Origin of the sequence: Ensifer sp. R-19, assembly GCF_049905105.1 — a bacterium.
In the GTDB taxonomy this organism is placed as follows: domain Bacteria; phylum Pseudomonadota; class Alphaproteobacteria; order Rhizobiales; family Rhizobiaceae; genus Ensifer.
The window spans coordinates 349447-376066 of the sequence record NZ_CP184569.1 but is presented as its reverse complement, the minus strand read 5'-3'; the positions used below and the strand labels follow the sequence as shown (position 1 = coordinate 376066).

At 61.3% G+C, this 26620-nt stretch carries 22 protein-coding genes and 1 tRNA gene; 12 read left to right on the top strand and 11 right to left on the bottom strand.

Going from position 1 to position 26620, the window contains the following annotated elements; genetic code table 11:
- Window positions 1-14: 14 nt before the first annotated feature.
- Window positions 15-356 carry a hypothetical protein gene (locus ACN9MO_RS01765; protein WP_057251108.1) on the bottom strand — a complete coding sequence of 114 codons (342 nt, stop codon included), beginning with the start codon at window positions 354-356 and terminating at the stop codon, window positions 15-17.
- A 476-nt stretch (window positions 357-832) separates the two neighbouring features.
- On the opposite strand from ACN9MO_RS01765, the gene ACN9MO_RS01760 reads away from it, so the two are divergent.
- Both ACN9MO_RS01760 and ACN9MO_RS01755 read left to right on the top strand, forming a co-directional pair.
- Window positions 833-1141 (top strand): hypothetical protein, encoded by a 309-nt coding sequence (locus ACN9MO_RS01760; RefSeq protein ID WP_058320540.1) that lies wholly within the window; start codon window positions 833-835, stop codon window positions 1139-1141.
- Between the two features lie 577 nt (window positions 1142-1718).
- A complete protein-coding gene (locus ACN9MO_RS01755) occupies window positions 1719-1961 on the top strand; it encodes a hypothetical protein (RefSeq protein ID WP_057250975.1) in 243 nt (80 codons plus the stop codon).
- Between the two features lie 511 nt (window positions 1962-2472).
- On the opposite strand, the gene ACN9MO_RS01750 is transcribed toward ACN9MO_RS01755, so the two are convergent.
- Complete coding sequence (locus ACN9MO_RS01750) at window positions 2473-3153, bottom strand: peroxiredoxin-like family protein (protein WP_058325413.1); 681 nt, start codon at window positions 3151-3153, stop codon at window positions 2473-2475.
- A gap of 269 nt (window positions 3154-3422) precedes the next feature.
- Window positions 3423-5186, bottom strand: a complete 1764-nt coding sequence (locus ACN9MO_RS01745) for an adenylate/guanylate cyclase domain-containing protein (RefSeq protein ID WP_113133228.1) — start codon at window positions 5184-5186, stop codon at window positions 3423-3425.
- A gap of 255 nt (window positions 5187-5441) precedes the next feature.
- Here ACN9MO_RS01745 and ACN9MO_RS01740 point away from each other — a divergent pair, with 255 nt between their 5' ends.
- The gene (locus ACN9MO_RS01740; RefSeq protein ID WP_058325411.1) at window positions 5442-5723 is read left to right on the top strand and encodes a hypothetical protein; all 282 of its coding nucleotides are present in this window, start codon (window positions 5442-5444) and stop codon (window positions 5721-5723) included.
- Window positions 5724-5788: 65 nt separating this feature from the next.
- Here the strand turns inward: ACN9MO_RS01740 and ACN9MO_RS01735 are convergent.
- A tRNA-His gene (locus ACN9MO_RS01735) sits at window positions 5789-5865 on the bottom strand.
- A 192-nt stretch (window positions 5866-6057) separates the two neighbouring features.
- Complete coding sequence (locus ACN9MO_RS01730) at window positions 6058-6507, bottom strand: phasin (protein WP_057250983.1); 450 nt, start codon at window positions 6505-6507, stop codon at window positions 6058-6060.
- A 229-nt stretch (window positions 6508-6736) separates the two neighbouring features.
- Here ACN9MO_RS01730 and ACN9MO_RS01725 point away from each other — a divergent pair, with 229 nt between their 5' ends.
- On the top strand, window positions 6737-10402 hold the full coding sequence (locus ACN9MO_RS01725; RefSeq protein ID WP_113133229.1) for a PAS domain S-box protein: 3666 nt from the start codon (window positions 6737-6739) through the stop codon (window positions 10400-10402).
- Window positions 10403-10602: 200 nt separating this feature from the next.
- Complete coding sequence (locus ACN9MO_RS01720) at window positions 10603-12177, top strand: ABC transporter permease (RefSeq protein WP_245299033.1); 1575 nt, start codon at window positions 10603-10605, stop codon at window positions 12175-12177.
- 301 nt (window positions 12178-12478) lie between these two features.
- Here the strand turns inward: ACN9MO_RS01720 and ACN9MO_RS01715 are convergent, their stop codons facing one another.
- On the bottom strand, window positions 12479-14431 hold the full coding sequence (locus ACN9MO_RS01715) for an acetoacetate--CoA ligase (RefSeq protein WP_113133230.1): 1953 nt from the start codon (window positions 14429-14431) through the stop codon (window positions 12479-12481).
- 185 nt (window positions 14432-14616) lie between these two features.
- Here ACN9MO_RS01715 and ACN9MO_RS01710 point away from each other — a divergent pair, with 185 nt between their 5' ends.
- A complete protein-coding gene (locus tag ACN9MO_RS01710) occupies window positions 14617-16440 on the top strand; it encodes an AsmA family protein (protein WP_113133255.1) in 1824 nt (607 codons plus the stop codon).
- An 88-nt stretch (window positions 16441-16528) separates the two neighbouring features.
- On the opposite strand, the gene ACN9MO_RS01705 is transcribed toward ACN9MO_RS01710, so the two are convergent.
- The 4 genes from ACN9MO_RS01705 to ACN9MO_RS01690 all read right to left on the bottom strand — a co-directional run bounded on the left by ACN9MO_RS01705 (window position 16529) and on the right by ACN9MO_RS01690 (window position 20614).
- Window positions 16529-17353, bottom strand: a complete 825-nt coding sequence (locus ACN9MO_RS01705) for an ABC transporter permease subunit (protein WP_425986314.1) — start codon at window positions 17351-17353, stop codon at window positions 16529-16531.
- A 3-nt stretch (window positions 17354-17356) separates the two neighbouring features.
- The gene (locus tag ACN9MO_RS01700) at window positions 17357-18268 is read right to left on the bottom strand and encodes an ABC transporter permease subunit (protein ID WP_113133231.1); all 912 of its coding nucleotides are present in this window, start codon (window positions 18266-18268) and stop codon (window positions 17357-17359) included.
- 4 nt (window positions 18269-18272) lie between these two features.
- On the bottom strand, window positions 18273-19415 hold the full coding sequence (locus ACN9MO_RS01695) for an ABC transporter ATP-binding protein (RefSeq protein ID WP_057250995.1): 1143 nt from the start codon (window positions 19413-19415) through the stop codon (window positions 18273-18275).
- A gap of 104 nt (window positions 19416-19519) precedes the next feature.
- Entirely contained in the window at window positions 19520-20614 is a 1095-nt protein-coding gene (locus ACN9MO_RS01690) for a polyamine ABC transporter substrate-binding protein (protein WP_058325406.1), read from the bottom strand.
- An 83-nt stretch (window positions 20615-20697) separates the two neighbouring features.
- Here ACN9MO_RS01690 and ACN9MO_RS01685 point away from each other — a divergent pair, with 83 nt between their 5' ends.
- Window positions 20698-20889 (top strand): hypothetical protein, encoded by a 192-nt coding sequence (locus ACN9MO_RS01685; RefSeq protein WP_425986310.1) that lies wholly within the window; start codon window positions 20698-20700, stop codon window positions 20887-20889.
- Between the two features lie 59 nt (window positions 20890-20948).
- Window positions 20949-21932, top strand: coding sequence for a fatty acid desaturase family protein (locus ACN9MO_RS01680; protein ID WP_113133232.1), 984 nt, complete (start codon window positions 20949-20951; stop codon window positions 21930-21932).
- On the opposite strand, the gene ACN9MO_RS01675 is transcribed toward ACN9MO_RS01680, so the two are convergent.
- Window positions 21926-23335 (bottom strand): XRE family transcriptional regulator, encoded by a 1410-nt coding sequence (locus ACN9MO_RS01675; RefSeq protein ID WP_113133233.1) that lies wholly within the window; start codon window positions 23333-23335, stop codon window positions 21926-21928. The genes ACN9MO_RS01680 and ACN9MO_RS01675 overlap by 7 nt on opposite strands.
- Before the next feature lie 228 nt (window positions 23336-23563).
- Here ACN9MO_RS01675 and aceA point away from each other — a divergent pair, with 228 nt between their 5' ends.
- From aceA to ACN9MO_RS01655, 4 genes are all read left to right on the top strand, one after another.
- Window positions 23564-24853, top strand: a complete 1290-nt coding sequence (gene aceA / locus ACN9MO_RS01670) for an isocitrate lyase (protein ID WP_058325404.1) — start codon at window positions 23564-23566, stop codon at window positions 24851-24853.
- A 134-nt stretch (window positions 24854-24987) separates the two neighbouring features.
- Complete coding sequence (locus ACN9MO_RS01665) at window positions 24988-25227, top strand: hypothetical protein (RefSeq protein ID WP_034800815.1); 240 nt, start codon at window positions 24988-24990, stop codon at window positions 25225-25227.
- A 101-nt stretch (window positions 25228-25328) separates the two neighbouring features.
- On the top strand, window positions 25329-25481 hold the full coding sequence (locus tag ACN9MO_RS01660; RefSeq protein WP_162733674.1) for a hypothetical protein: 153 nt from the start codon (window positions 25329-25331) through the stop codon (window positions 25479-25481).
- 27 nt (window positions 25482-25508) lie between these two features.
- Window positions 25509-26618, top strand: coding sequence for a LuxR C-terminal-related transcriptional regulator (locus tag ACN9MO_RS01655; RefSeq protein ID WP_113133234.1), 1110 nt, complete (start codon window positions 25509-25511; stop codon window positions 26616-26618).
- Window positions 26619-26620 lie beyond the last annotated feature (2 nt).

Below are 26620 nucleotides of genomic sequence, written 5' to 3'. Positions count from 1 at the left end.
GCGTCCACAGCAACTCAGGACAATGAGCGACTGCAATTCGTACCGACCTTGCCTACGAGACCTGCCGGAACTTGGATATCGGTCATGATTGCGGCTACGAATTCATCGCGTTTCGCACGATTGTCGAAGCCTTTGATTGCAGCGAGGTCCGTGCTTCTGGCAGTAGCCATTCGTCCTGCTGCGCTTGAACAGATGCCCGCAAATGCATCCACCTGAGCGGTTTCCGCCGCCCGCGTGCTGGCAGTCGTGGTCGTAAGCCATCCAGCATTGAAACCGACAATCGGCGCCGCGAAAAGCCCAATGCCTAAACCAATGGCGTAGGGTCTTGTCCATTCAAAAATTCGATCGAGTGTCATGACTTTGCTCCCTCTAATCAGGTGATTATCGGGATCGTTACAGGCCCGCGCTCGGACCATGAGCCAATGGCAATCCAGATTTTCCAGTTTGCGCTTTAAAAACGTCAATGTAAACAATCAAGAATCGATGTTAATGTGAAATATTCGATATTTAATTATTGATACTAATATTTATAGAAATACATAATTCTTGATCTTTCTCTGGATTTATATATATCAACTGACGTCGAATTCTCCAGAATTTTTTCATGAGTCCGTCTAATACTCCCAAAATATCTTGGTAAAGCCTCAATCATCGGATACAGATTAAACGTCGTTCTTAGGCCAGCTTGGCTTTTTGCTTCGTCAGAGGCTCCAGACCGCCAAACTCACCAATCATCGATCCTTGACGGCAGTTGTTCGCGCTGCATTGGCGCCAGACCAGCCCGATTTGGCTAAACCTTGCGAACGGCGTTCGCCATAAGAAAGGGGGCAGTATGTTTACCCGTACGAAATACCGAACCGTCCATTTCGATGAACCGTTCTGGATGCCAGGCCTCTGCGAGATGGTGGCCCCGGGCGACTACGAAGTTGATGAGGACGAGGAGTTGATTGAAGGCATCTCCTGGCTGGCTTATCGCCGCGTGGCGACCCTCATCAAGCTGCCGGCGACGGTCGAGAACAAATACCAAATGCGACTTGTTGCCATCGATCCTGAGGAGCTTGAAGGCCTCATCGCAGTGGACCGCGACAGGCACGCAATCTCCCTCTCGCCCAAATCGGAGAGACAGCAATTCGATGGGTAACGGCGTTTGCCGCTTGGCTCGTCAGTTAGCCCCAAAAGTCGAACGAAGATGTCGGCCTATGCGACCGAAACCTATCGCCCTCATCACAGAAGTAAGGATGCATCGGTGCTGTTCAGACGATTTTCTTCAGGAAGCCATCCAGAGAGACAGACGGCTTTGAACATTGGAACACACACCGAAACCGAGGTTAGGGACGCGATATGAAAAATAGCGACGAAGAACACGCACTCGCCATTAGTGTATGGGAATCGGAAGGCGGGGCGCCCAACAGATCCATGAGGCTCTATCAATACGGACGCCGCGTCGAATGCGACAGGTCGTACACCATCTACCATGTGTTCACGGGCGTGCCGGCAAAGATCGGTTCATGGACGATGACGGGGCTCAGCCAAAAGAATGCGGCGCGGGCTCTGCGTACTCTCAACACGCCCTAAAGCATGTCGCGCAAAAAGTGCGCAGCGGTTTGGCGATAGCGACACGCGTGAAATCAAACTGTCGAAGCGCGTTGCACGAGGCCGTTTAAACGCGACGCGCCCCGGGGCACCCGCAGATGTTCAACAATTGAAAGAGAGGCTCTATGCACGGGTACTCCGATGATATCGTCCCGGCATTGAGTGAGACCGAAATTGGCGTGCTCCGGCGCGTATTTGACGCGGCTTGTGCTGAGTGCGGAATATCGCGGCAGGGCCAACAAATTCAGCGGCTGGCGCAATTTCTCATGACCGAGTTCCGCCTCTACCCACTGGACGAAGAGGCGCTGCTGACAGCCGCACGGGCATTCTATTGCAAACAGAAACGTAAGCCCGGCAGCTCGGAATAATGTCGCCTATTTCGCGGGAAGGCGCTTGTTTCCAATTAATCAAATAACACCTTGGGCCCACCCCTCGGAGGAGAAGTACAAACTGCCGAACATGGCCAGAGCACGGCTATAGTCGATCACAAACAAAATAAGAAAGGAAGAAAACCATGAGATCGTACATTGGAAGCTTCGGATATCAATTCAGATTCGTTGACTTCATGATCCGGTCATCGCTTGCGATTTCCCTTGGGGTCATAATCTATATCACATTCTATGGAGTTTTCTGGTGAAAGCTCGTCACGAACGAGTCCACCGCTCATCGCGCCGCTTGGCTGACGCCCATCCGCCGCGCCTACTGGACCACCTATCACGAAAGCGCCCACGAGCTCGTGCGCGTGCGCACAGTCGTGGCTTTCCTGTAGGAACTGGTGACGGCGGAACATCAGATCTTCGTCTGACACGCCTGAAACGGAGAAATCCGCCACAATCGCGCGTCGGCAACCCGGCGGCCTCGTCGAGCGAATTTTCGCTATCAATGTGCGACTTGTGAAGCGGCCGCCATCAGTTCCTTGGGATTGAGCGCCTGGCACATATTTTGACCCTGGTCCTCAACTTCTGTAAAGCTCCAGCGCACCACACCTTCTCGATCGAGCAGAAAATGGCCGACAAGCTGCATATGACCGGGTGTCCTCACCTGCTGATCGGCGTCTGTGATTTCGTACCCATCCTTTTCGCTCAGAAGATCGCCGGCGGTTGCCGGGTCCATCGGTTCAGGCAATTCCCCCGGCCGATCGACCCGCATCGTCTTGACCAGGTCCATTCCGACCTTGTGTGGCCAGTCGGTTTCATCCTCCGTGAACTCGAGGAGGGGTAAGCCGAAGGCGCGGTGTGACGCCCGCTCCGGGTCGGATGCAGCAAGAAGGCCGGGGATCGGATGATAGCGGAAATAGAGCCGCGCGCGTTCGACCGGGGTGTTCACCACCGCCAGAGAGTCCACGCCTTTTTCGCGCAAAGCCGGGTTTAACTGTGCCATTGCCGCGACATGGCGACGGCAGAAGGGACATAACAGGCCCCGATACAACCCGACCAACAATGGACGACGGCCGCGAAAATCATCAAGGGCGATCTTGCCCTCGCGTGAGATCGCATCCAGCACAAAGTTCGGAGCCTGGTCGCCCAGTCGTAGCGGATGGTCCTGATATTGTGGAGACATGGTCAACCTCCTCGCCCGAAGGACCAATAAAGAAGAGGCCGCACAGCGGCGCACGGCCTGACCTCTCGTCTTAGCGTATAGCCAGGATCAACCTGAGAATGGTCCCACATTGGCTCGCGAGCAAGCAGTAAACGGTGAATCGTGCCACGGGACGCTACCCCGGCGAAGCCGCATGGACTTATGACACGCGCCCCTCCCCTCGTTGACGAGCGATGGTCCAGAAGCGATGGATCAGAGCGTCTCAGAACGCATGCTGTCCGGTGTCGCATCTAAAGGGAAATGCCGGCTTCCCGTAGTCCATCCACGAGGCGGCCGAGCACGGCAGGGTCCCGATAGGGCAAGGCCCGTTTGAGGTGGTCGATGGAGAAGTTCGGGTTGACCTCGAACACCTCGTGCCAATAGCGCCGCGCCTCCTCGTGACGCCCGGTGCGACCGTAGAGGCAGGCGAGATAGAAGCGCGTCATGTCGGATCGCGGCGCCAGCGCCAGCCGGCGTATGAAGGCGATCTCGGCCTCGTCGAAACGGCCGAGGTTCAGCAAGGTCCGCCCAAGGAAATGCAGCGACAGGTCGAACTGCGGATCGAGCCGATGCGCCCGCGTATAGAACGGCAGCGCGTCTTCGAACTGGCTCTGAAAATCCCGGATCGTGCCGAGGGCGGTATGGCCACCGGCGGAATTGGGATCGAGCTTGATCATCCGTTGGGCGGCGCTTTCGGCCTCATCGAAACGCCGCATCCAGCAGAGCGCGATTGACAGCGCGTGATAGCCATGCGGCTCGTTGTCGTCGGTATCAACAGCCTTCTGCGCCAGTTCCAAGGCACGCTCCAGATTGTCCACCGTCCCGCCGTTCCATCGGTTGATGAAATCGGTCAAGGCGATGATCGAGAGGGACGCGTAGGCGGCTGCCAAACCCGGATCGATGGCGATAGCGCGCTCGAGCATGCTGCGCGCCTCCGCTGACGACACGGCATCGAACCGCAGAATGGCCTGACGGGACCGGACGAGCAGATCATAGGATTCCGGATCGACCTTACCGCGGCTTTCGCGTCGCTCTTCCTCGCCGGCCGTCAGCTTCACCTTGAGCGCCGTGACGATGGTGCGGGTCACTTCGTCCTGAACCTCGAAAATGTCTTCGATGCCGCGGTCGTAGCGCTCGGCCCAGAGATGACCGCCCGTCGTGCCGTCGATCATCTGGGCGTTGATGCGGATGCGGTTGGCGGCGCGGCGCACGCTGCCTTCAAGAACATAGCGCACACCAAGTTCCTGGCTCACCTTGCGGATATCCGGCGACTTGCCCTTGTAGGCAAAGGAGGAATTGCGGGCGATGACGAAGAGGCCGGAAACCTTCGAGAGATCGGTGATGATGTCCTCGGTGATGCCGTCGGCGAAATAACCCTGCTCCGGATCGCCGGACATGTTGTCGAACGGCAGCACGGCGATCGAGGGCCGAGCCGGTAGCTGCGGCGGAGTTTCGGCGACGACCTCGACAGAAGCGCCCGCGTATTCGTCCGGCGACCAGCTCCAGATGTGCACCGGGCGTTCGATGTTCTTGACCTCGTGGTGACCGCTGTCGGTGAAGCGGAGGTCGATGCGGCCGTGCATATATTCATGAACACCATCCGAGATGGCGACGCCGCCGGGTCTGGCGAGCGCCTCGATCCGGGCCGCGACATTCACGCCATCACCATAGAGATCGCTGTCGGCGACCATGATGTCGCCCATATTGACGCCGACGCGAAGCACGATCGCCTGGTCCGCCGGGACATCCCTGTTTGCGGCCATCATTTCCCGCTGAAGTGCTGCGGCGCATTCGACGGCATTGACGGCGCTGGAGAATTCGACGAGCACGCCGTCCCCTGTCGTCTTGAAGACCCGGCCCTGGTGGGTGGCGACGAGCGGCTCCAGCACCTCTTTCCACCGCGCCATGAGCCGCGTGTAGGTGCTCGTCTCGTCACGCTCCATCAGCCGGCTGTAGCCGACGACGTCAGCAGCCAGGATGGCGGCGAGTCTGCGCTTGATGGATTCGTTGGCCATGGATTGCGGCGCCTTCCGAGAATCCTTTCTCAAAATTTTACCGGCGGATGGCCCCAATGTCTATTCAGTCTGCGGTCGGTCTGCGGCTTGCCTGTTCACGCCTGAGACCCGCCATAGGCAGTTGGCCCAACTGGACCGTCTCTCATCCACCTCGGGCGGCAGCCATGCAGCCGATTAGCCCGATTTGGGTAGCGCAGCGGCAGGAACAGGGAGTTGTCTTCCTGCGTTTCTGCTCCATCGGAAAAACCCTGTGCGATGGCTCAGGGCGACCGCGATGAACAGGCGGCCCGCCCCAGAAGCGGTTCGCATACCGAATTGAGGAAGGAGGATGGAACGATGCTTGTCGCTGTTACGGGCCGGCCAATCCTGCCGGGTGAATTCATCAAGATCGAAGACGTCTTCAGGGATGCGATTAGAGAGAGAAATCTTCCGCGCCGCTCATCGGAGGCTAAGGAGCTGGCAGTCCGGCTGTTCGAGCTTTACCAGAATGGCGTCGATGACGTGGTGGCGCTGAGAGCGATGGCCAAGCTGTTCTGAGCGCGCGATGTTTGCGGCGATGGCTGCTACGCAAGCGCTTCAATATCAATGAGATAAGAAGGAAATGGTACGGTTGGTGGGAATCGAACCTACGACCTCAGGTGCCACAAACCTGCGCTCTAACCAACTGAGCTACAACCGCACTGCTCGCGACATGTGTGTCGCTTGGCGGCTCACATACGGAGACTTCCGTCGCTTTGCAAGCCTTAACTTGAGATTATCCTGCAAAAAGACCGGATGGCAACCCATCCGGTCTTTTTGGATTTCGGCGCGCCCGGCAGATCCGGTGGCGACAAGGTCTGTCGCTACCCGCCAGGCAGCACAGTCGGTCGGCTTAGACCTTCTTGAAGGAGGACATTGCCTTTTCGGCAGCTTCCTTGCCCGGCTTTGCGACGTTCTCGGCAACCTTCTTGGTCGCTTCCTGCATCGACTTGGCCTGCTCGACGGCAAGCTCGGCCTGCTTGCGGACAAAGCTCGTCTGCAGTTCGACAAACTCGGAGAGCGACTTCACGCCGAGCAGCGCTTCCATGTGCGAGAGCGAGTTTTCCGCATTGGTGCGCAGCGCGTCGATCGCCTTGAGGCCGATTTCGACGGTGCCGGTCTGAGCGCTTTCAAGCGTGGCTTCGACGGTCTTCGTCGCCTCTTCGGCGGCGGTCTTCATCTTGGCATAGGCTTCCTTCGACTGGGCGGCACCCTTTTCCGCGAAATCGCGGAAGCTGTCGGTGATCTTCGCCGGGTCGAACGAGGAAAGGGAAAATACGTCGTCGGTCTTCTTGGTAGCCATGAAAGCGCTCCTTGGTGTCAGGCCCTCTTCTGAGGCGCCGTTGCTTGATGCGCACTATATAGTCGATCTCCTTGTGCATTGCAATAAAATTGTGCAGCGCACAAAAACCCGGGCATTAACCTTTCGCGGTGAAAGCCGGGACGAAGCTTCGGGCCTCGCTGGACCCCCGCGGATCCGCCGGGTATTAATAGAGTGTTAACCCGTAAGCGATCCGTCAATAGGCCCGTTCATGCCCGCGAGACAGTATCCTTTCATCGACATCGCCGTGCATGCGCGGGTGCGAGAGCATTTCGCCCGTGGCGATGCGGCGATCCTGTTTTCGCGGGACTTCGCACGCATCCTCTGGGCAAACGATCAGGGCGCCGCGTTCTTCGGTGCCGGATCGATCTATGACTTCATCGATGCAGGACCGGAACAGAACGATCTTTCGCTGCGCCAGTTGCGCGCCGCAGCCGCGCAACTCGTGCGCGTTGGCGATCGCCGCCAGCTTTCGATCCGCAAGTACTCGGGCTTTCGCGGCACGCCGCTCAATGTCGCCGTCGAAATGATCCGCGTTCGGCCGGACGAGGATGCCGTGCTCTTCACCGCGCCGCATGTAGGCGCACCGCTTTCGATCGAAGATCGGGCCGCACGCATGATCGCCGGCCTGGACGGCCCCGACACCCACATGGCCGTGCTCGACAGCGAGGGCGCCGTTGTTGCGCATTCCTCGGGTTTTCCCGACCTCGGCATGTCGGACGAGACGCGCAAGCAACTCGTCGTCGCGGTCTCGCGCGACCACGACTGGCTGATCAAACGGCCGGTCGCCACCCGCAAGGGCCATCTGCCGGCAGCCGTCGGCAAGATCGCCGACGATCCGTCGCTGCACCTGCTCTTTGCCGTCGAGACCATTCTCGGCACTCTCGACCCCGAGGAACACTCTCCTGCAGCCGAGCAAGCGCCGGTGTTGCCGCCCGTCCAGGATCAGGGTCCGGACGAAAGCGAGATTGCGACCGACGCCGAATTGGCAACCGACGAAATGGGCGACGAACCGGCCGCAAGCCTGGCGCCGCGCGAGCCGTTGGAAACGGCTGACGAACCCGACGCATCGGACGTCGAACAGCAGATCGACAACGGTGTCGAGGTCACGGATGAAGTGGGCGTCCTGGCGGACGCTGTCATCGAGCCGGAGCCGTCCAGTACCGCCGACGAGACGACAATTGCACCGTCCGCGGACGAACCCGACGCAGAGGACCTGAGCGTCGAGACCACTGAAATCGCTGCCGAAGCGGCTGTCGTCGAGGCAGCCGAAGACGAAACGGCCGAAATCACCGAAGTGGACAAGGCTGCCGGGGAGCCGGCGGAGTTCGTCTTCACGCCCGGCGGTCGTGCAGTGCGTTTCGTCTGGAAAATCGATGCCGAGGGCCGCTTCAGCGAAATCTCCGAGGAATTCGCAACCGCGGTCGGCCCGCGCGCGGCCGACGTGATTGGCGCAAGCTTCACCGAAGTCGCGGTACGCTACGACCTCGACCGCGACCACAAGATCGGCACGCTGCTGCAGCGACGCGACACCTGGTCCGGCAAGACGATTTTCTGGCCCATTCAAGGCACGAGCCTCAAGGTTCCGGTCGATCTTGCGGCTTTACCCACCTATTCCCGCTCGCGCGAATTCGACGGCTTCCGCGGTTTCGGCATCGTGCGCCTGGCCGATGCCGTCGAGGACGAGAACGCCAACGGCCTGGCGCTCGGCCTCACCGAGGCGGAGACGGACGAGCCCCTGCCAGAACGGGCCGAGAGCGAAAGTCCAGCCGGCGAGGCTGAGGCCGAAGGCCGGGTTGCGGCCGGACCGCAGGCCGAAGAACAACCGTCGCCCGCACCTGAACCTGCGACAGAGACTATCACGGGTGAAAGCAGCGCTGGCGAACCCGAAGACCTGCCGCTTTTCTCGGTCGTGCCGGAAGCAACGGAACTTCCACCTGAAGAGGAAAGCCTTGTCGAAGAGCCCACGCCCCCCTCGAATCCCTTCCAGGGCGAGCGCCCGGTGCTGCGCGTCGTCGAGACACCAGGCCGGCGAACCTCCGACAAGGTCGTCGAGCTTGAGCAGCACCGCGCGGCGAACGGGCTGACACGCGGCGAACAGGCGGCCTTTCGCGAGATCGCCCGGCAACTGGGCGAGAATTTCGGCAAGCCGCCGGAAGAGGAAGAAGAGGAAGAAGCCGCGTCGGAAAGCGGCAAAACAGTCAGCGCGACAACAGGCGAGCCCCTCCCCTCGAGCGAGAACGACGACACCGCTTCGCTGCAGCCCCCGTTGGACGAGCCGGAAATTGAGGGCGCAGCGCCTGTCGAGGCAAGCGGAAGCGAAACCGAGCTTGACGCGGAGACACGCGACACCGCCAGCGAGACCGACGTCCAGCAGCAAACGGCCGATATCGGTCTTAGCGGCGAGATCCTCGACAGCCTGCCGATCGGCATGCTCGTCCATCGCGGCGAGCAATTGCTGCATGCCAATCCGGAGTTCCTGCGGCTCACGGCCTATAGCGATCTCGACGCGTTCGCACAGGAAGGCGGCATAGACGCGCTGTTTGCCAATGGCGAAGAGGCGATCGATGGCGAACCGGACGGCACGATGACGTTGATCCGCAAGGACGGCCAATTGCGGCCGGTCACCGCCCGCCTGCACTCGATCCGCTGGGGCGGCAACAGCGCGCTGATGCTGGCCCTGACGCCGGCAAGCGCGCCAAGCGTCCAACCGGCCAAGGGTGACGAGGCGGGGGCAGGCGGCGAACAGGTCGACCGCCTGAAGACGGAAATCGACGAGCTCAAATCCATTCTGGAAACGGCCACCGATGGCGTGGTCGTTCTCGGCCACGACGGCGATATCCGCTCGGTGAACCGTTCGGCGAGCGCGCTCTTCAACTATGACGAGGGCGAGATCCGCGGCAAACCCTTCGCGGCGCTCTTTGCCCATGAAAGCCAGAAGGCCGTGATCGACTACCTGCACGGTCTTTCCGGCCACGGCGTGGCAAGCGTGCTGAACGACGGCCGCGAGGTGATCGGGCGGGAGGCCAATGGCGGCTTCATCCCTCTGTTCATGACCATCGGAAGGCTTTCGGCATCGAACGGCTTCTGCGCCGTGATCCGCGACATCACCCAGTGGAAGCGGACGGAGGAAGAGCTCCGGAACGCCAAGCGCGCGGCGGAAACGGCAAACGCCCACAAGACCGAATTCCTTGCCCGCGTCAGCCACGAGATCCGCACGCCGCTCAACGCGATCATCGGCTTCTCCGACATGATGGCGAGTGAGCATTTCGGCCCGGTCGGCCACCCGCGCTATATCGAATATGCCGGCGACATCGGCCGCTCCGGCCGCCATGTGCTCGATATCGTCAACGATCTCCTGGATATCTCGAAGATCGAAGCCGGAGAGATGGAGCTCGACTTCGGCGCCGTCGAGATCAACGAGGCGGTTTCCGAGGCCGTGTCTCTCGTCCAGCCCCAGGCCAACAGCCAGCGCGTCATCATCCGCACCTCGCTTTCGGCAGCCGTGCCGAACGTCGTCGCCGATGGCCGCTCGATCAAGCAGATCGCGCTCAATATCCTGGCCAATGCCATTCGCTTCACGCCCTCGGGCGGTCAGATCGTCGTGTCGACTTCCTACGAGGCGAACGGCAGCGTCATCCTGCGGATCCGCGACACCGGCGTCGGCATGACGCGCAACGAGCTGGACCAGGCGATGAAGCCATTCCGACAGGTGACGACGGGCGCACGCAAGCGCGGCGACGGCACCGGGCTCGGCCTGCCGCTGACGAAGGCCATGGCCGAAGCGAACCGGGCGCACTTCTCGATCACCTCCGCGCCGAACGAAGGCACACTGGTGGAAATCTCCTTCCCGTCACAACGCGTCTTGGCGAACTGAGACCGGATGTTATAAGGAAATGTTGACTCACGGTGGCCAGTTTGCTGGCTGCCGGTTAGCTATTCCTGCCGTCTCGCTTCGGAATCGATCGATTGCAGTCCATCACTCAGAGAACAAAGCGGCGTCTTGCACGTGCAGGAACCGGTCTTTCCCATCCTCTCCTGGCGACCTGGGCCGGCCTGACGTCGGTGATCGTGCTGATGCCGATCATTGCGATCGCGTGGCTCGCTGTTTCGGGCGGGGGCGGCAACTGGCCGCATCTCATGGAAAACGTCATTCCGCGCGCAACCGGGCGAACGCTGCTCCTCGTTTCGCTGACCGGTGCCACCACGGCAATCATCGGCATCCTGACCGCCTGGCTGGTGGCAAGCTGCGAGTTTCCGCTTCGCCGATTTCTTTCCGCCGCCCTGGTGCTGCCGCTCGCCATCCCCGCCTATCTTGCGGCCTATGCCTTCGGTGAGCTCTTCACCTTCACCGGGCCGGTGCAGAGCCTGATCCGCTTGATCTTCGGCTTCAAGACGAGCCGCGACTATTGGTTTCCGGATATCCGCTCGCTCGGCGGCGCGGTGCTGGTGCTGAGCTCGGTGCTCTATCCCTACATCTACCTCGCCTGCCGCTCGATGTTCCTGATGCAGGGACGGGCGGCTGCGGACGTCGCGCGCACGCTCGGCGCCGGTCCGCTGAAAGTGTTCTTCCGCATCCAGATCCCGATGGCGCGCCCGGCGATCATGATCGGCCTGACGCTGGTTGCGATGGAGACCTTGAACGATATCGGTGCCGTCGAATTCCTCGGCGTGCAGACGCTGACCTTCTCGATCTTCGATACCTGGCTGAACCGCGGCAGTCTTGCGGGCGCCGCGCAGATCGCCTGCATCATGCTGGTCTTCGTCATCGGCCTGATGATGATCGAACGGGCCGCACGCCGTCGCCAGCGTTTTTCCAGCCAGAAGACGACCTCAGCCGTCCACGACGCCGTCCGGCTGTCGCTGACCGGCTGGAAGAAGTGGGCGGCAATGTTCGCCTGCCTGCTGCCCGTCCTCTCCGGTTTCGCCGTGCCGTTCTTCATCCTCGGCAATTTTGCCCTGAAGCGGATCGACCAGTTCGTGGAGCCTCGCCTTCTGAACGCGCTCTTCCACAGCATCCTGGTTTCGGGCGCGACGGCGATGGCCACGGTGCTGCTCGGCTTCGTGCTGGCCTATGCGGCGCGCACCGGGCACTCCCGCGTCTCCGACACGGCCGGGCGGCTCGCCTCCTTCGGCTACGGTGTGCCCGGCACGGTGCTGGCGATCGGCGTGCTCTTTCCGCTGGCCGCTCTCGACAATGCGATCGACGCCGGCATGCGGGAAACCTTCGGCATCTCCACCGGCCTGATGATGACCGGCACCGGCTTTGCCATCATTTATGCCTGCAGCGTGCGCTTTCTGACCATGGCGGAAGGTACGCTCGAAGCCGGCTTCCAGAAGCTCTCTCCGCATCTCGACATGGCCGCGCGCGCGCTCGGGCGCACGGGCGGACAGACCCTGCGCACCGTGTTGCTGCCGATGATGCGCCCAGCTGTTCTGACTGCGGCCCTGCTCGTCTTCATCGAAACGATGAAGGAGCTATCCGCCACGATCATGCTGCGCCCCTTCAACTTCAACACGCTCGCCACCCTCGTCTACGAGGATGCCTCGCGGGCGAAGGTGGAGGATGCTTCGGTCGCCGCCATGATCATCGTCATCGCCGGCATGATCCCGGTCATTGCCGTGTCGCGGTCTCTCGAAGGCCGATCCTGATAGGTATCGGGAAGCCCGCCCTGCGAGTTTCTGACGGCAGCAACGGCTTAAAAAAAAAGGTGGCTGGGAGGCCACCTCGATAATCGAATGCTAAACCAACAAGTGCTCGAGAAGGGATGACATCATGTCTGCGGCGGCATCGCTGCCGAGCGCCGACTTACATCGACCGGCCTCAAGTTGACATGACCATGCGCCCCCAATTCTTAACAAGACCTTACCAGGCGGCTCCGCAATTTTAGTGATTTTTCAGCAAGTCTGAAGGCGTGGTTAATTCGGGGAGCGCCAACAAGTTAACGCGCCCTCAATTTTTAAGGGCCTCGAGCCCGGCAAAAAGGTCGAGCGCCTCGGGGTTGGCGAGCGCCTCCTTGTTCTTCACCGGACGGCCGTGCACGACGTCACGAACGGCAAGCTCGACGATCTTGCCCGACTTGGTGCGGGGGATGTCGGCGACCGCGATCACCTTCGCCGGCACGTGGCGCGGCGACGCGCCGATGCGGATGCGGTTCTTGATCGCCTTGGTCAGATCGTCGGTGAGCGCGATACCAGATGCGAGGCGAACGAAGAGAACGACGCGCACGTCGTCTTCCCAATCCTGCCCGATGCAGAGGGCTTCTGCGACCTCCTCCATCTGCTCGACCTGATTGTAGATCTCCGCGGTACCGATGCGCACGCCGCCGGGGTTCAACGTCGCGTCGGAGCGGCCGTGAATGATGATGCCGCCATGTTCGGTCCATTCGGCAAAGTCGCCATGGCACCAGATATTGTCGAAGCGCTCGAAATAGGCGGCGCGATACTTGGCGCCCTCCGGGTCGTTCCAGAACATCACCGGCATCGACGGGAACGCCTTGGTGCAGACGAGCTCGCCCTTTTCACCGCGCACGGATTGCCCCTCGTCGTTCCAAACGTCGACCGCCAATCCGAGGCCGGGCCCCTGGATCTCGCCGCGCCAGACCGGCTTCAAGGGATTGCCGAGAACGAAGCAGGAGACGATATCGGTGCCGCCGGAGATCGAGGCGAGCTGGACGTCCGACTTGATGCCTTCGTAGACAAAGGAGAAGCCTTCCGGCGACAAGGGCGAACCGGTGGAGGTGAGCAGCCTCAGGGTGGAGAGGTCATGGGTCTTGGCCGGCACGAAGCCGCCCTTGCGGACCGCATCGATGTACTTGGCCGAGGTGCCGAACACGGCGAACTTCTCGGCGGCGGCATAGTCGAAGAGCACGTTGCCGTCGGGATAGAAGGGCGATCCGTCGAAGAGGCACAGCGTGGCGCCCACCGCCAGGCCGGAAACCAGCCAGTTCCACATCATCCAGCCGCAGGTGGTGAAGTAGAAGAGCTTTTCGCCGCGGCGCAGGCCACAATGGAAACGGTGCTCCTTCAGGTGCTGCAGCAAGGTGCCGCCGGCCGAATGAACGATGCACTTCGGAACACCCGTCGTGCCCGACGAAAACAGCACATAGAGCGGATGGCTGAACGGAAGCCGTTCGAACGTCAGCGTCTTCGCCTCGAACGGCGCGATGAAATCTCCGAGAGTCTTGCCGCCCGCGATCGAGGCCGCAAGCGCTGCGCTGTCGCCGGCATAGGGTATGATCAGCGCCGGCACTGCAAGGCTCGCGGAGACCGCGCGCACCTTCGCGTCGACGTCCTGGCGCTTGCCGTTATACCAGTAGCCGTCGCAGGCGATGAACAGCTTCGGCGCGATCTGGCCGAACCGATCGAGAACGCCCTGCTCGCCGAAATCGGGAGAGCAGGACGACCAGATCGCCCCGATCGAGGCGGTCGCCAGCATCAGCGCGATGGTTTCCGGCATGTTCGGCATCATCGCCGCGACGCGATCGCCCGGGCCGATGCCCTGCGCTTTCAGCGCCTGCTGCAGTCGCGACACCAAAGCACGCAGATCATTCCACGACAGGCGGTAGTCGACCTTGTCCTCACTGCGGAAGACAAGCGCATCGCCATCGCCGGTTTCGCGAAGCAGGTTCTCCGCGAAGTTCAGTTTCGCTTCGGGGAAGAAACGGGCATCGAGCATCCGGTCGCCATTGACGAGGGCAGTCGCGCCACGCTCGCCGACGACGTTGCAATGCTCCCAGACGGCGGTCCAGAAGTCACCACGCTCGGCCACCGACCATGCATGGAACGCGTCATAATCCGCAAAGGTTCTGCCGAAGCGTTCGCTGCACCAGGCGATGAATTCAGCCATGGGGCTATGCGCACGGATCTCGGGACTCGGAACCCACAACGGCTGCTCTGCTTGCATGCTTTCCTCCACTCCTACTCCATGCTCTCTATACCATGCTGCATCGCAAAATAAACAGTACCTGCAGTCGTCTCGGCATCGCGCCGGCGACATTTACCTGTCTGTTTCCTGTCCGTCGCATTTGATTTCTGAAGACCGAAGGCCTATCCAACATGCGAGATCCAAGCGATGGCGACCGGGCAGACATGACACGGAATTTCCTGCATAAGATGCGCGACGCACGCCTGCGGTCGCGGCTCAGCCGTCGCCACTTCCTGTGGGCCGCAGCGATCGGAGTGGGGCTTGCTGTCGCCTACAATGCCGCACTGCCTCTGCTGATTTCGACCGCCGACGTGCGCCCGACGGTGGAGCACATGCTCGACGCCTGGTCAGGTGGGAAAAGCCGGATAACAGGCAATCCCGAGATCAGCTTCTGGCCGGAACCGACCCTCATCCTGCGCTCCGCGACGATCGAGACGGCAGATGGCACATCGCGCAAGCTCGTGCATATCGGCAGCATAACCGCGTCCTTCAGCCTGCTTTCAGCCATCGATGGCGACCCGGACCTCGAGGACATCCGCTTGATCGAGCCGGTCGTCGCGCTGGAAAGGCGGACGGATGGCACGCTCAACTGGCAACGCCCACACTGGTTGACTGTGCCGGAGCGATCGACCTCCGGCGACGATACGCCCTTCGGTGACGTCACGGTCGAAAACGGACGCCTGCAGGTCATCGATCTCATTACCAATCAGACCCGTGAATTTTCCGGCATCTCCGGAACGGTCAAGTGGCCGTCCTTCTCCGAGCCTCTGGGCGCCCAGTTCTCGGGCAGCCTTGGTGGACAGCTGGTGACCTGGACGCTCGACTGCAACGAACCGCTGGCGCTTCTTGCCGGCCGCGATACGACGCTCAGGACATCGCTGACCTCAACGCCATTGAACCTCTCTTTCGAAGGCGTCGGCAGTCTCTCACAAACACCGATCAGTTCGGGCCGGCTCCAGCTTTCGACCGCATCCCTGCAAACGCTGGCGGCCTGGTTCGAGGGCAAAGCCGAGCGTGCCCTGCCCGACAGCAGTTTCAACCTCAGCGCCAATGTCACGACTGGTGATAGCTCCCTGAAGCTCGACGATCTGCAGTTTGCTCTGGGCGGCGCCAACGCGACCGGTGTTCTCGACGTCTCCACGCCAGCCAACGATACGCCCCGTATTGAGGGCACGCTCGCCTTCGACCGCATCGGCCTCAACGGTTTGCAACCCCTCATCGATCAATTGCCGGTGGAGCCTGACGACATCGCCAAGCAGCTCGGTGACGCTTTCGCGCGGACCTGGCGTGCCGATGTCCGCCTGTCGGCGCAGGAGGCATTGGTCGGCCCGCTGCGGCTTGTGGATGTGGCGGCCGGCATCATCATCGACCATGGGCGCGCTTCCATCGACATCGCCGACAGCACCTATGCCAATGGCCGGCTCAGTGGCCGGATCGCCGTCTCGGAAGCGGGGTTGGCAAAGGGCGGCAAACTCGAACTTGTCCTGAAAAATGCCGACCTCGCCGCAGCGCTCGCGGACTTCGGGTTTACCGGCCCGATCCCGTCCGGCCGCGGCAACGTCAACTTCGACCTGGTGACCGAGCATCCGTTCTGGACTGAGCAGGCGGCCGAGGCTTCGGGCCGCATCAGGCTCTCGCTCGCCAACGGCACCCTCTCCAGTTTCGACGCAAACGCCTTTGCGGACCTGGTCAGGGCGGGAGAGTTCTTCTCGCTGGCTCAGGCGAGCGATGGCAGCTTCGCTTTCCAGACGGCCGACATCGAAGCCAGTTTCGGCCAGGGGTCGGCGCGGCTGAACCAGGCGCTTTTCACCGGCAAAACCGGCAGCCTCTCGGTCAATGGCGTCATTCCCTATCGCACCGGCAGCCTGGCACTCGCCGGCACGTTCATCGACACACTCAATGCCGGACAAAGGCTGCGCTTCTTCGTCGGCGGGTCCTGGCCGAATGCGGTGATCTCGCCCCTATCGGTCCTCGGCGAACCCAACTGAAAACGGCCGGCGTCGAGACACCGGCCGTTGGCTTGCGGTTCATAACCGGACAAAAGCCGCTTCACGCCAAGCGTGGAGCTTCTCCCGCTCAGGATTGCGCAAAGGCAGCCCGCTCGTCGCGCTCGCGCTGTGCCTCACGCTGCTTGGTGACGATGGAGGCAACGACGACCCCGATTGCGACAATGCCGATGAGAATGGTGCAGATCGCATTGATTTCCGGCGTCACGCCGAGCCGCACCTGGCTGTAGATCTTCATCGGCAGCGTCGTGGCGCCCGGTCCCGTCGTGAAGCTCGAAATCACCAGATCATCCAGCGACAGCGTGAAGGCCAGCACCCAGCCGGAAAACACCGCCGGGACCTGTTCGATAACCGGCAGCGTGATCGCAAAGAAGGTGCGGACCGGGGTGGCGCCGAGATCGAGCGCTGCCTCTTCGATCGACTGGTCGAAGCTTAAGAGCCGCGACTGCACGACCACGGCGACGAAGCACATGGTGAAGGTGATATGCGCCAGCGTGATCGTCCAGAAGCCGCGGTCAAGGCCGATGGCGACGAAGAGCAGCAGCAGCGACAGACCGGTGATCACCTCGGGCATGACGAGCGGCGCATAGACCATGCCGGAAAATAGCATGCGGCCGCGAAAACGCGTGTAGCGAACGAGCGCCAGCGCCGCGAGCGTCCCGAGCACCGTTGCGCAGGTTGCCGAGATCAGCGCGACGCGGATCGTCACCCAGGCGGCATCGAGCAGCGCCTGATTGTGCCAGAGCTGCGTGTACCATTTGGTCGAAAAACCGGCCCAGACCGTGACGAGCTTCGACTCGTTGAACGAGAAGATCACCAGAAGCACGATCGGCAGGTAGAGGAACCCGAAGCCGAGCACGATCGAGGCGATGTTGAAGCGAGACCAGGTACCCATCTCCTACCTCCCCTCGCTGTCGGCTTTGGCCTGCGCGTTCTGGAAATAGACGATCGGCAGCACCAGGATCAGAAGCAGAATCGTCGCCACTGCCGAGGATACCGGCCAGTCGCGGTTGGCGTTGAACTCGTTCCAGAGGGTCTTGCCGATCATCAGCGTTTCCGAGCCGCCGAGCAGGTCGGGGATAACGAATTCGCCGACGGCCGGGATGAAGACGAGCAGGCAGCCGGCGACGACGCCCGCGAGCGAGAGCGGGAAGGTCACGCGCCAGAAGGCCGTAAACGGCGTGCAGCCGAGGTCGAGTGCCGCTTCGGTCAGCGTGTGGTCCATCTTCTCGAGCGACGAATAGATCGGCAGCACCATGAAGGGCAGATAGGAATAGACGATGCCGATATAGATCGCCCAGTTGGTGTTGAGGATGATCAACGGCTGATCGATGACGTTGATACTCATCAGGAACTGATTGAGCAGGCCCTCGGGCTTCAGGATCGCGATCCAGGCGTAGACGCGGATCAGGAAGCTCGTCCAGAACGGCAGGATCACCAGCATCAAGAGCGTCGGCCGAATGGTCTTCGGTGCCTTCGCCATGCCGTAGGCGACCGGATAGGCGATCAGCAGCGTCAGGACAGTCGAAACCGCCGCGATGATGACGCTCGATACATAGGCGTTGAAGTAGAGGACGTCTTCCGTCAGCCAGACATAGTTGTCGAACGAGAACTCCCGCGCCTTTTCAAGGATTCCGGACAGGCCGCCAAAGAGATCGAAGACCGGCGTATAGGGCGGCATCGCCACTGCCGTCTGCGACAGCGAGATGCGGAAGACGATGAAGAAGGGGATGAGGAAGAAAAACAGCAGCCAGGCATAGGGGATGATGATGACGAGGCGGCTGAAGAGAGCGGATGCGACGCGTGTCATGGTCTCAATCCTTCAGAACGACGCCGGCGTCTTCGCCGAAGGAAATCCAGACCTCCTGGTCGTAGCCGAGCGGATCCTCAACCGCGCGCACCGCATTCAGCGACGACGCCTTGATCACGCGTCCGTCCTTCAGGCGCACGTGGAAGACGGTCATGTCGCCGAGATAACCGATATCCCAGATCTCCCCCTGGACGGCGTTGACGGGCGCGTGTGCCGGCGGCTGGCGGCTGACACGAATCTTTTCCGGGCGGACGGCGACGGCGGACTTGCCGCCTGTAGCCGGTCTTTCGGGCGACGCCATGCGGATCGGGAAGCCGTTGGTGCCTTCAAGGCGCACGTAGCCGCCGTCAGCCCCGCCGACCGCTCCCTCGAAAATGTTGACGTCGCCGATGAAGTCCGCGACGAAACGGGAATTCGGCGCCTCATAGATCTCGGCCGGGGTCGCGACCTGGATGACCTTGCCGTGGCTCATGACCGCGATGCGGTCGGCCATGGTCATCGCCTCCTCCTGGTCGTGGGTCACCACGACGAAGGTGAGGCCGAGTTCCTGCTGCAGGTCCATCAGTTCGAACTGGGTTTCCTCACGCAGCTTCTTGTCGAGCGCGCCGAGCGGCTCGTCGAGGAGCAGCACCTTCGGCCGCTTGGCAAGCGAACGGGCGAGCGCGACGCGCTGACGCTGGCCGCCGGAAAGCTGGTGCGGCTTGCGCTGGGAAAACTTTTCGAGCTTCACCAGCTTCAGCATCTGCGCGACGCGCGCAGCGATATCCGCTTTCGGCATGCCGTCCTGCTTGAGGCCGAAGGCGATGTTGTTCTCGACCGTCATGTGCGGAAAGAGCGCGTAGGACTGGAACATCATGTTGACCGGCCGCCGGTAGGGCGGGATGCCGGCGAGGCTCTGCCCGTCGAGAATGATCTCACCCGACGTCGGCTGCTCGAAGCCGGCAAGCATGCGCAGGAGCGTCGACTTCCCGCAGCCCGACGCGCCGAGGAGCGCAAAGAACTCGCGTGTGTAGATATCAAGCGAAAGGTCGTCGACGGCGGTGAAATCGCCGAACCGCTTTGTCACGTTCTTGACGGAAATGAATGGCTTGGAAGCGGGATCCGCCCAGGGGGCAAAGGACCGCCGAATACTGCCGAGAGACTTCATCATCTATCCCCGAATGATACAGCCGATTGGGCGCTCTTGTTTTCCCCGGCGCCCATTAAGAAAATTGCCCGGATTTTGAGGTCCGGGCAATTCGTTTTCCGCTCTTACTGGCCGGTTACGACCTTTGTCCAGAGTCGGGTCAATACCCTCTGTTCCTTCGCCTCGAAGGGCGTCACCGTGAACAGTTTCTGCATCACCTCTTCCGACGGATAGATGGCGGTATCCTCCAGAACGGCCTTGTCGAGGAACTGCTGCGAGGCCTTGTTGCCGTTGGCGTAGAAGACGTAGTTCGATGCCTTGGCGACGACTTCCGGCTTCATCATGTAGTTGAGGAAGGCATGGGCTTCCTCAACGTGCTGTGCATCGGCAGGGATCGCCAACATGTCGAACCACATCTGCGCGCCCTGCGACGGGATCGCATAGTCGACGGTCACGCCGGCCTTCGCTTCGGCCGCACGGTCGCGGGCTTGGAAGACGTCGCCGGAGAAACCGACCGCAAGGCAGATGTCGCCGTTGGCGAGCGCGTTGATGTATTCCGACGAATGGAACTTGCGCACGTTGGGACGGATGCTTGCCAGGAGTTCGGCCGCCTTTTCCAGATCGGCAGCATCGTGGCTATCCGGATTAAGGCCGAGATAGGCAAGCGCCGACGGCATGACGTCGGTCGGGGAATCGAGGATGTGGATGCCGCAATCCTTGAACTTCGCCGCCAGTTCCGGCTTGAAGATCACGTCCCAGTTGGGCTTCTCGTCCGTGCCGAGGATCGCCTTCATCTTGTCGACGTTGTAGCCGATGCCGGTGGTGCCCCACATGTAGTCGACGGCGTATTCGTTGCCCGGATCGTACTTGGCCGTACGCTCCATGATCACGTCCCACATATTGGAAAGGTTCGGCAGCTTCGACTTGTCGAGCTTCTGGAACACGCCGGCGGCGATCTGCCGCTGCAGGAAGGTTGCCGTCGGCACGACCACGTCGTAACCCGAACCGCCCGCGAGCAGCTTCGTCTCCAGGATCTCGTTGGAATCGAAGACGTCGTAGACGACCTTGATGCCGGTCTCCTTGGTGAAGTCTTCCAGAATGCTGCTGTCGATGTAATCCGACCAGTTGTAGACGTTGACTACGCGCTCCTGCGCCGAGGCCAGCATGGTCGAACCGGCCAGTACGGCTGCCGCCAGGGTTGTGACGATGAGCTTGGACATACAACTCCCCTTTTGATTTTTCGTATCGGGCCCGGCATGCCGGGACACCGTCCAATCCGCTTCGCTCAGGCCGGAGGTTAGGCATGTTTCTCGATAACCTCAAGCGCTTTCGTGCCAACAAAAAGGCGCCGCCGTATCGGTCGGTGTTTTTCACAAGCCAAGGAAAAACGGGCACTTATGGCAAGCCGCCGGGCGGCTGCTTAAACCGGGCGCCACCGCTCGCCGCAGTTAACCATGTCGATGCTCGACATGTACGGACCGACGTTTACAATTGATTAACCATGATCACCGTGCGATTTTCTCGCCGGTTGTGTATCAAGGCTTGGGTATTGCGATGGGCGAGAAGATCGTTGGCGAGAAGGCCACAGGCGGGCGGGACCGCAGGATCGACCCCAAGGAATTGAAACGCCTTTCGGTGCTCGAGCCGCGAAAGGCACTGGGCGCAATCGCGTTCGACTGGGCGATGATCGCAGCGGCGATCGCCGTCAGCGAATATGCCGGCAATCCGCTGGTCTATCTGCTCGCCGTTGTGCTGATCGCCGGACGCATGCATGCGCTCGGCTGCATGATCCACGAGGCAGCGCATTACCGCATCATCCCCAACAGAAAACTCAGCGACTGGATGAGCGATCTCGTGCTCGCCTGGCCGGTGCTTGCCACCGTCGACGGCTATCGCCAGAACCATCTCACGCACCACCAGCATGCCAATACCGACGAGGATCCGGACTGGACGGCGAAGCTCGGCATGCCGCAATTCACCTTCCCGCAGAAGCTTGCTCGCGGCATTACACAGTTGCTTGGCTACCTCGTTGCGGTCAATTCGCTGCGCGACATGCTGCACATGGCCAAACGCATGGGAAAGAACGACCGCTCGACGCTTCAATACAAGCTGCTGCGCATCGGCTTCTATGTGGCCGCCGCGGCGATCTTCACGCTGCTCGGCATCTGGCGGGAAGTGGCGCTCTACTGGGTGGTGCCGTTCCTCACCTTCTTCTGCCTGTTCCTTTATATACGCAGCGTCGCCGAGCACTTTGGCAGCATGGACTATAGCGACGAACTAACGAGTTCACGCACGGTCTATCCGTATGCCTGGGAGAAGCTGTTCTTCGCCCCCCACAACATCAATTATCACCTTGAGCACCACCTCTATCCGGGCGTGCCCTTCTACAACCTGCCGGAGCTGCACGCGATCCTGATGCGCAACAAGGCCTATGCGGACAAGGCGCATATCACCCGCGGATACACCACGGGGCTGCCGGCGGAATGCTTCGCGCCGGATGCACCGCTGCTGCCGAACCAGCACCCCGTCAGTTATTGAAAATCGAAAACGCTGAGCCCGGTCGCCATTTCATCGAGCCCCAGCGGCCGCGTGACCGGCGGCTCGGCGCGTGCCAGACAGCCCTGCCGTTCACAGAGCCGGCAGGCGGCACCAATCGCGACCGCCGGCGGCATCCCCGCACCGTAGACCACCTCATCAGCGAAGGACGCTTCGCAACCGAGGAGCAGGGCCGTGCGCCGAACCCGCTCCTGAAACGCCGCCTGCGGGCCATCCAGCGTGCGCGCCACCGTCAGAAACGCAGCGCCATCGGGCATTCCGACACGATCGACCAGAACCTGCCCCGGCACCGAGAAGGCGGCGTGGATATTGAGCTTCGGACAGCCGCCGCCGAATTTCGCCTGCGGGAAGCCTGAAGCGCCGGCCCGCCGCAAGCGGTGGCCGGCATGGTCGATCTCCATCAGAAAGAAGGGCACGCCTTGTGCGCCCGGCCGCTGCAGCATGGTCAGCCGATTGGCGGCCTGCTCGAAGGAGACCTGAAAGCGCGCACGCAGCACGTCGACATCATACTTCGCGCGCTGCGCGGCGGCGAGGAAGGCGGCATAGGGCATCATCAGCGCATGCGCGCCATAGCGCGCAAGCTCGAAACGGGCGATGCGGCGCGCCTCCGCCGTCGAGAAACGCAAAGGCTCGAGTTCGGCGATGATCGCCTCATGGCAGGCGATCGATACGGCCTCCATGGCGATCTCGCGGAGCTGGTCATAGGGCGATAGCCGCTCGGAGATGAAGAGGCGCATGGAATGCCGGTCGAAACGGCGGCGCAGATTGGGCATGGCATGCACCGGCAGGCTGCGCACCACCAGGCCATGCTCCTTCTTCAGCCAGTTCCTGAGAGCACCCACGAGATCATCGCCTGGCGACAGCGCCTCATGAAAGGCTTCCGCCGCTGCCTCGATCGCAGCAAAATGATTGGGCCGCGCCTCGAAGGTCTCGCGCACCTCGTCCATCGGCAGCCGCGTGCCCGAAAGCGCCTCCATATGCCCCTGCCCCGCCAGCAGGTCGGCGAGATCCTTCAGGCGTGCTGCCTGCTCGCGATAGGCGCGATAGAGCTTGACGACACCGCCGGCGGCATTGGGGGCGGCTTCCGCCACCTCGATCAGCTCCTGCTCTCCGGGCAGTTCGGCTGACAGCAGCGGATCGGCGAAGACCTCGCGCAATTGCGAGAGGCTGCCACCGGTTTCTCCCTGCAGCTCGTCGAGATCGACCTTGTAGACCGACGCGAGTTTCAAAAGCAGCTGAACAGTCAACGGCCGCTGATTGCGCTCGATCAGATTGAGGTAGGACGGCGAGATGCCGAGAGCCTCGGCCATGGCCGTCTGCGTCAGCGAGAGACCGTTGCGAATACGCCTGACCCGCGGACCGGCGAAGATCTTGTTCTCGGCCATTTGTAACTACCTTTACAATTTGCAACGAACGCGACACTTTACATTTTTTACAAATTTACTTCGCACTTCTGTCAAAGGCAAGACAAGATAACCCTTTTGATCGCGCCATTTCATTGTTTCCAATAGCCGAATATCGCAGCGCAATGTAAAACCTGTCACATGAACTCGAAACACAAAGCGCCGTGCGACGAAAGTCGAATGGAAGTCCGATTTTGACAGGAGGATGTAATGACTGATTTTTACAAGCTCGTTCCCAGCGCACCGCAAGGCCGCTTCGATGGCGTCGAACGCCCCTATACCGCCGAGACCGTGAAGCGGCTGCGCGGGTCGGTCGAAATCCGCTATTCGCTGGCCGAAATGGGCGCGAACCGCTTGTGGAAACTCATTCACGAGGATGACTTCGTCAACGCGCTTGGAGCGCTCTCCGGCAACCAGGCCATGCAGATGGTCCGCGCCGGCCTGAAGGCGATCTATCTCTCCGGCTGGCAGGTTGCTGCCGACGCCAACACCGCTTCGGCAATGTATCCGGACCAGTCGCTCTATCCTGCCAATGCGGCGCCCGAGCTCGCAAAGCGCATCAACCGCACGCTGCAGCGTGCGGACCAGATCGAGACCTCCGAAGGCAAGGGTCTTTCGGTCGACACCTGGTTCGCGCCGATCGTTGCCGATGCGGAAGCCGGTTTCGGTGGCCCGCTCAATGCCTTCGAGATCATGAAGGCCTTCATCGAGGCAGGTGCTGCCGGCGTCCACTACGAGGACCAGCTCGCGTCTGAAAAGAAGTGCGGCCATCTCGGCGGCAAGGTTCTGATCCCGACGGCCGCCCATATCCGCAACCTGAACGCAGCAAGGCTTGCCGCCGACGTCATGGGTACGGCGACGCTGGTCATCGCCCGTACGGATGCGGAAGCGGCAAAGCTGCTCACTTCCGATATTGACGAGCGCGACCGTCCCTTCGTCGACTATGACGCCGGACGTACGGTCGAAGGTTTCTACCAGGTGAAGAACGGGCTGGAGCCCTGCATCGCCCGGGCCATCGCCTATGCACCGCATTGCGACCTCATCTGGTGCGAGACCTCCAAGCCAGATCTGGAGCAGGCCCGCAAGTTCGCCGAAGGCGTACACAAGGCGCATCCGGGCAAGCTGCTCGCCTACAACTGCTCGCCGTCGTTCAACTGGAAGAAGAACCTCGACGACGCGACGATCGCCAAGTTCCAGCGCGAGCTGGGCGCGATGGGCTACAAGTTCCAGTTCATCACGCTTGCCGGCTTCCACCAGCTGAACTTCGGCATGTTCGAACTGGCGCGCGGCTACAAGGCGAGACAGATGGCCGCCTATTCGGAACTGCAGGAAGCGGAATTCGCAGCCGAGGTCAACGGCTACACCGCAACCAAACACCAGCGCGAAGTGGGCACCGGCTATTTCGACGCCGTTTCGATGGCGATTACCGGTGGCCAGTCCTCAACGACCGCGATGAAGGAATCGACCGAGCACGACCAGTTCCGCCCGGCCGCAGAGTGAAAGCCCGGCGGGAGCGCGGCAATCCCTGCCCGCTGCGCTCCTGCCGATCCTCATAAATCAGAGCGGGACACGGACGGAAACCGCAGACACTCTTCCGCATCCCACTCTAGCCTCGAACCTCAAGGAGAAGTCCAATGACAGTCCAGACACGCGTCAAGGAACGGGCCGAGGAACAGTCTTCGGCGATGACCCCGGACCAGCAGGCAGCGATCCGTATGGTCGCCAACGACCTGCACCGCCTCAACCAGTCCGTCATGAAAGCCGTCGATGCCGGCGTTTCGGTCGAGCTCGTTCGCTCGGCCCGCCACCACGGCGGTGAAGGCAACTGGGGCGACCTCCTGATCCCGGTCATCGTGACCCAGGGCAGGCCATGACACTCGTTGCTGTGACGCTTGGGATGGCCTTGCTTTCATCCGTCTCGCTTCGTCCGCTCGCTGCATCTTTCGTCCGAAGCACAATTTATCGTTGAACATCATTGAAACTGCAGCGCGAGATCTCGGCGCACAAGATCGGAAAGGCCGGCAGCGATGCCGGCCTTTCCGTGCTCGCGGTGATCGTTCACGATGCAACGATCACCGGCAACCCACTATTTCAGGTTGATCGAACCGCCCGCTCCTGCTTATATTAGCCGAACCTACCTTAGGCAGAGGTGCGCATGCATCGATCGACGAAAGCTGCCGATACGGCCGAACTGACGGAGTTGATCTACGGCGCCGCTTTCGGCGACTGCGGCTGGCAGGACTTTCTTGACCGGCTGACCACGACGATGCCCGGCGGGCGCTCGGCGCTCCACTACCACGATCTCACATCGCCAGCGGCATGCGTGCCCTATGTCTCCGGCTTTACGCCGGAGGCGATCGATCAGTTCAACAGCCATTTCGCGGCGATCAATCCCTGGATACCGAAGTCCGTGCTCGTGCCCGTGGGCCGCGGTCTCGCCGGCGAACACATTGTCTCGCGCGCGGATCTGGTGAAGTCGGAATTCTACAATGACTGGCTGAAGGGCCAGACCGGCTGCGAGACCACCGTCGGCGTCACCATCGTGCGCAGTGCGACGCGCACATTGCTCGTATCGACCTGTACATCGTCCACGGACGAGGAACTCAACCGGCAGGCGGCCGATCAATATACCCTTCTTGCCCCTCATCTGAAACGCGCCTTCGATTTCCTGCGCCGACGGGACCTGATGATGGCCGAACAGCATGAGGGCCAGACGCTTCTCGATACGATCGGCGTCGGCGTCATTTATGTCGGCGACAATCTTCGCATCCGCTCGATGAACGTCAACGCCGAACGCATGGCGGCGAAGGGTTCTCCGTTTCGCGTCACGATCGGCGGACGCTTGTTCATGGACGAACCGGAAGCCAACGCGGCACTGGAGCTTCTGGCCTCACCGGTCGGCACTCCCGCACAGCCGCAGGTTCGCATCGTCAGGACCGCGGAGGATGGCGCCTTTCGGATCACGCTCGTCCGGCGAAGCGCCAGTATCTTCACCGAACTCCTCGATGGCCCCACCGTCGCGGTGCTGGTCGAGCCGGCGTCCTCGCTGGTTTTTGACCAACGCCTCACCCACCTGAAAGACAGCTACGGCCTCACGCCGGCCGAAATCCGCATCGCGTCAGGCGTCGTTGCCGGCCTGACGCTGAAGGAAATGTCGCATGCCAACGGCGTCAGCTACGAGACGATCCGTACGCAGCTTAAAAGCATCTATGCCAAGACCCGGGTCAATTCGCAGGCCGCCCTCGTCAAGCTCCTGATGCGCTGACC

Coding starts and splice junctions, on each gene's coding strand:
- ACN9MO_RS01765 (WP_057251108.1), bottom strand. CDS start 356: ATGACACTCGATCGAATTTTTGAATGGACAAGACCCTACGCCATTGGT.
- ACN9MO_RS01745 (WP_113133228.1), bottom strand. CDS start 5,186: ATGGCCAACGAATCCATCAAGCGCAGACTCGCCGCCATCCTGGCTGCT.
- ACN9MO_RS01715 (WP_113133230.1), bottom strand. CDS start 14,431: ATGCAAGCAGAGCAGCCGTTGTGGGTTCCGAGTCCCGAGATCCGTGCG.
- ACN9MO_RS01700 (WP_113133231.1), bottom strand. CDS start 18,268: ATGACACGCGTCGCATCCGCTCTCTTCAGCCGCCTCGTCATCATCATC.
- ACN9MO_RS01695 (WP_057250995.1), bottom strand. CDS start 19,415: ATGAAGTCTCTCGGCAGTATTCGGCGGTCCTTTGCCCCCTGGGCGGAT.
- ACN9MO_RS01750 (WP_058325413.1), bottom strand. CDS start 3,153: ATGTCTCCACAATATCAGGACCATCCGCTACGACTGGGCGACCAGGCT.
- ACN9MO_RS01755 (WP_057250975.1), top strand. CDS start 1,719: ATGCACGGGTACTCCGATGATATCGTCCCGGCATTGAGTGAGACCGAA.
- ACN9MO_RS01740 (WP_058325411.1), top strand. CDS start 5,442: ATGGCTCAGGGCGACCGCGATGAACAGGCGGCCCGCCCCAGAAGCGGT.
- ACN9MO_RS01760 (WP_058320540.1), top strand. CDS start 833: ATGTTTACCCGTACGAAATACCGAACCGTCCATTTCGATGAACCGTTC.
- ACN9MO_RS01680 (WP_113133232.1), top strand. CDS start 20,949: ATGGGCGAGAAGATCGTTGGCGAGAAGGCCACAGGCGGGCGGGACCGC.
- ACN9MO_RS01705 (WP_425986314.1), bottom strand. CDS start 17,353: ATGGGTACCTGGTCTCGCTTCAACATCGCCTCGATCGTGCTCGGCTTC.
- ACN9MO_RS01675 (WP_113133233.1), bottom strand. CDS start 23,335: ATGGCCGAGAACAAGATCTTCGCCGGTCCGCGGGTCAGGCGTATTCGC.
- aceA (WP_058325404.1), top strand. CDS start 23,564: ATGACTGATTTTTACAAGCTCGTTCCCAGCGCACCGCAAGGCCGCTTC.
- ACN9MO_RS01665 (WP_034800815.1), top strand. CDS start 24,988: ATGACAGTCCAGACACGCGTCAAGGAACGGGCCGAGGAACAGTCTTCG.
- ACN9MO_RS01690 (WP_058325406.1), bottom strand. CDS start 20,614: ATGTCCAAGCTCATCGTCACAACCCTGGCGGCAGCCGTACTGGCCGGT.
- ACN9MO_RS01720 (WP_245299033.1), top strand. CDS start 10,603: ATGCCGATCATTGCGATCGCGTGGCTCGCTGTTTCGGGCGGGGGCGGC.
- ACN9MO_RS01685 (WP_425986310.1), top strand. CDS start 20,698: ATGTTTCTCGATAACCTCAAGCGCTTTCGTGCCAACAAAAAGGCGCCG.
- ACN9MO_RS01725 (WP_113133229.1), top strand. CDS start 6,737: ATGCCCGCGAGACAGTATCCTTTCATCGACATCGCCGTGCATGCGCGG.
- ACN9MO_RS01730 (WP_057250983.1), bottom strand. CDS start 6,507: ATGGCTACCAAGAAGACCGACGACGTATTTTCCCTTTCCTCGTTCGAC.
- ACN9MO_RS01710 (WP_113133255.1), top strand. CDS start 14,617: ATGACACGGAATTTCCTGCATAAGATGCGCGACGCACGCCTGCGGTCG.
- ACN9MO_RS01655 (WP_113133234.1), top strand. CDS start 25,509: ATGCATCGATCGACGAAAGCTGCCGATACGGCCGAACTGACGGAGTTG.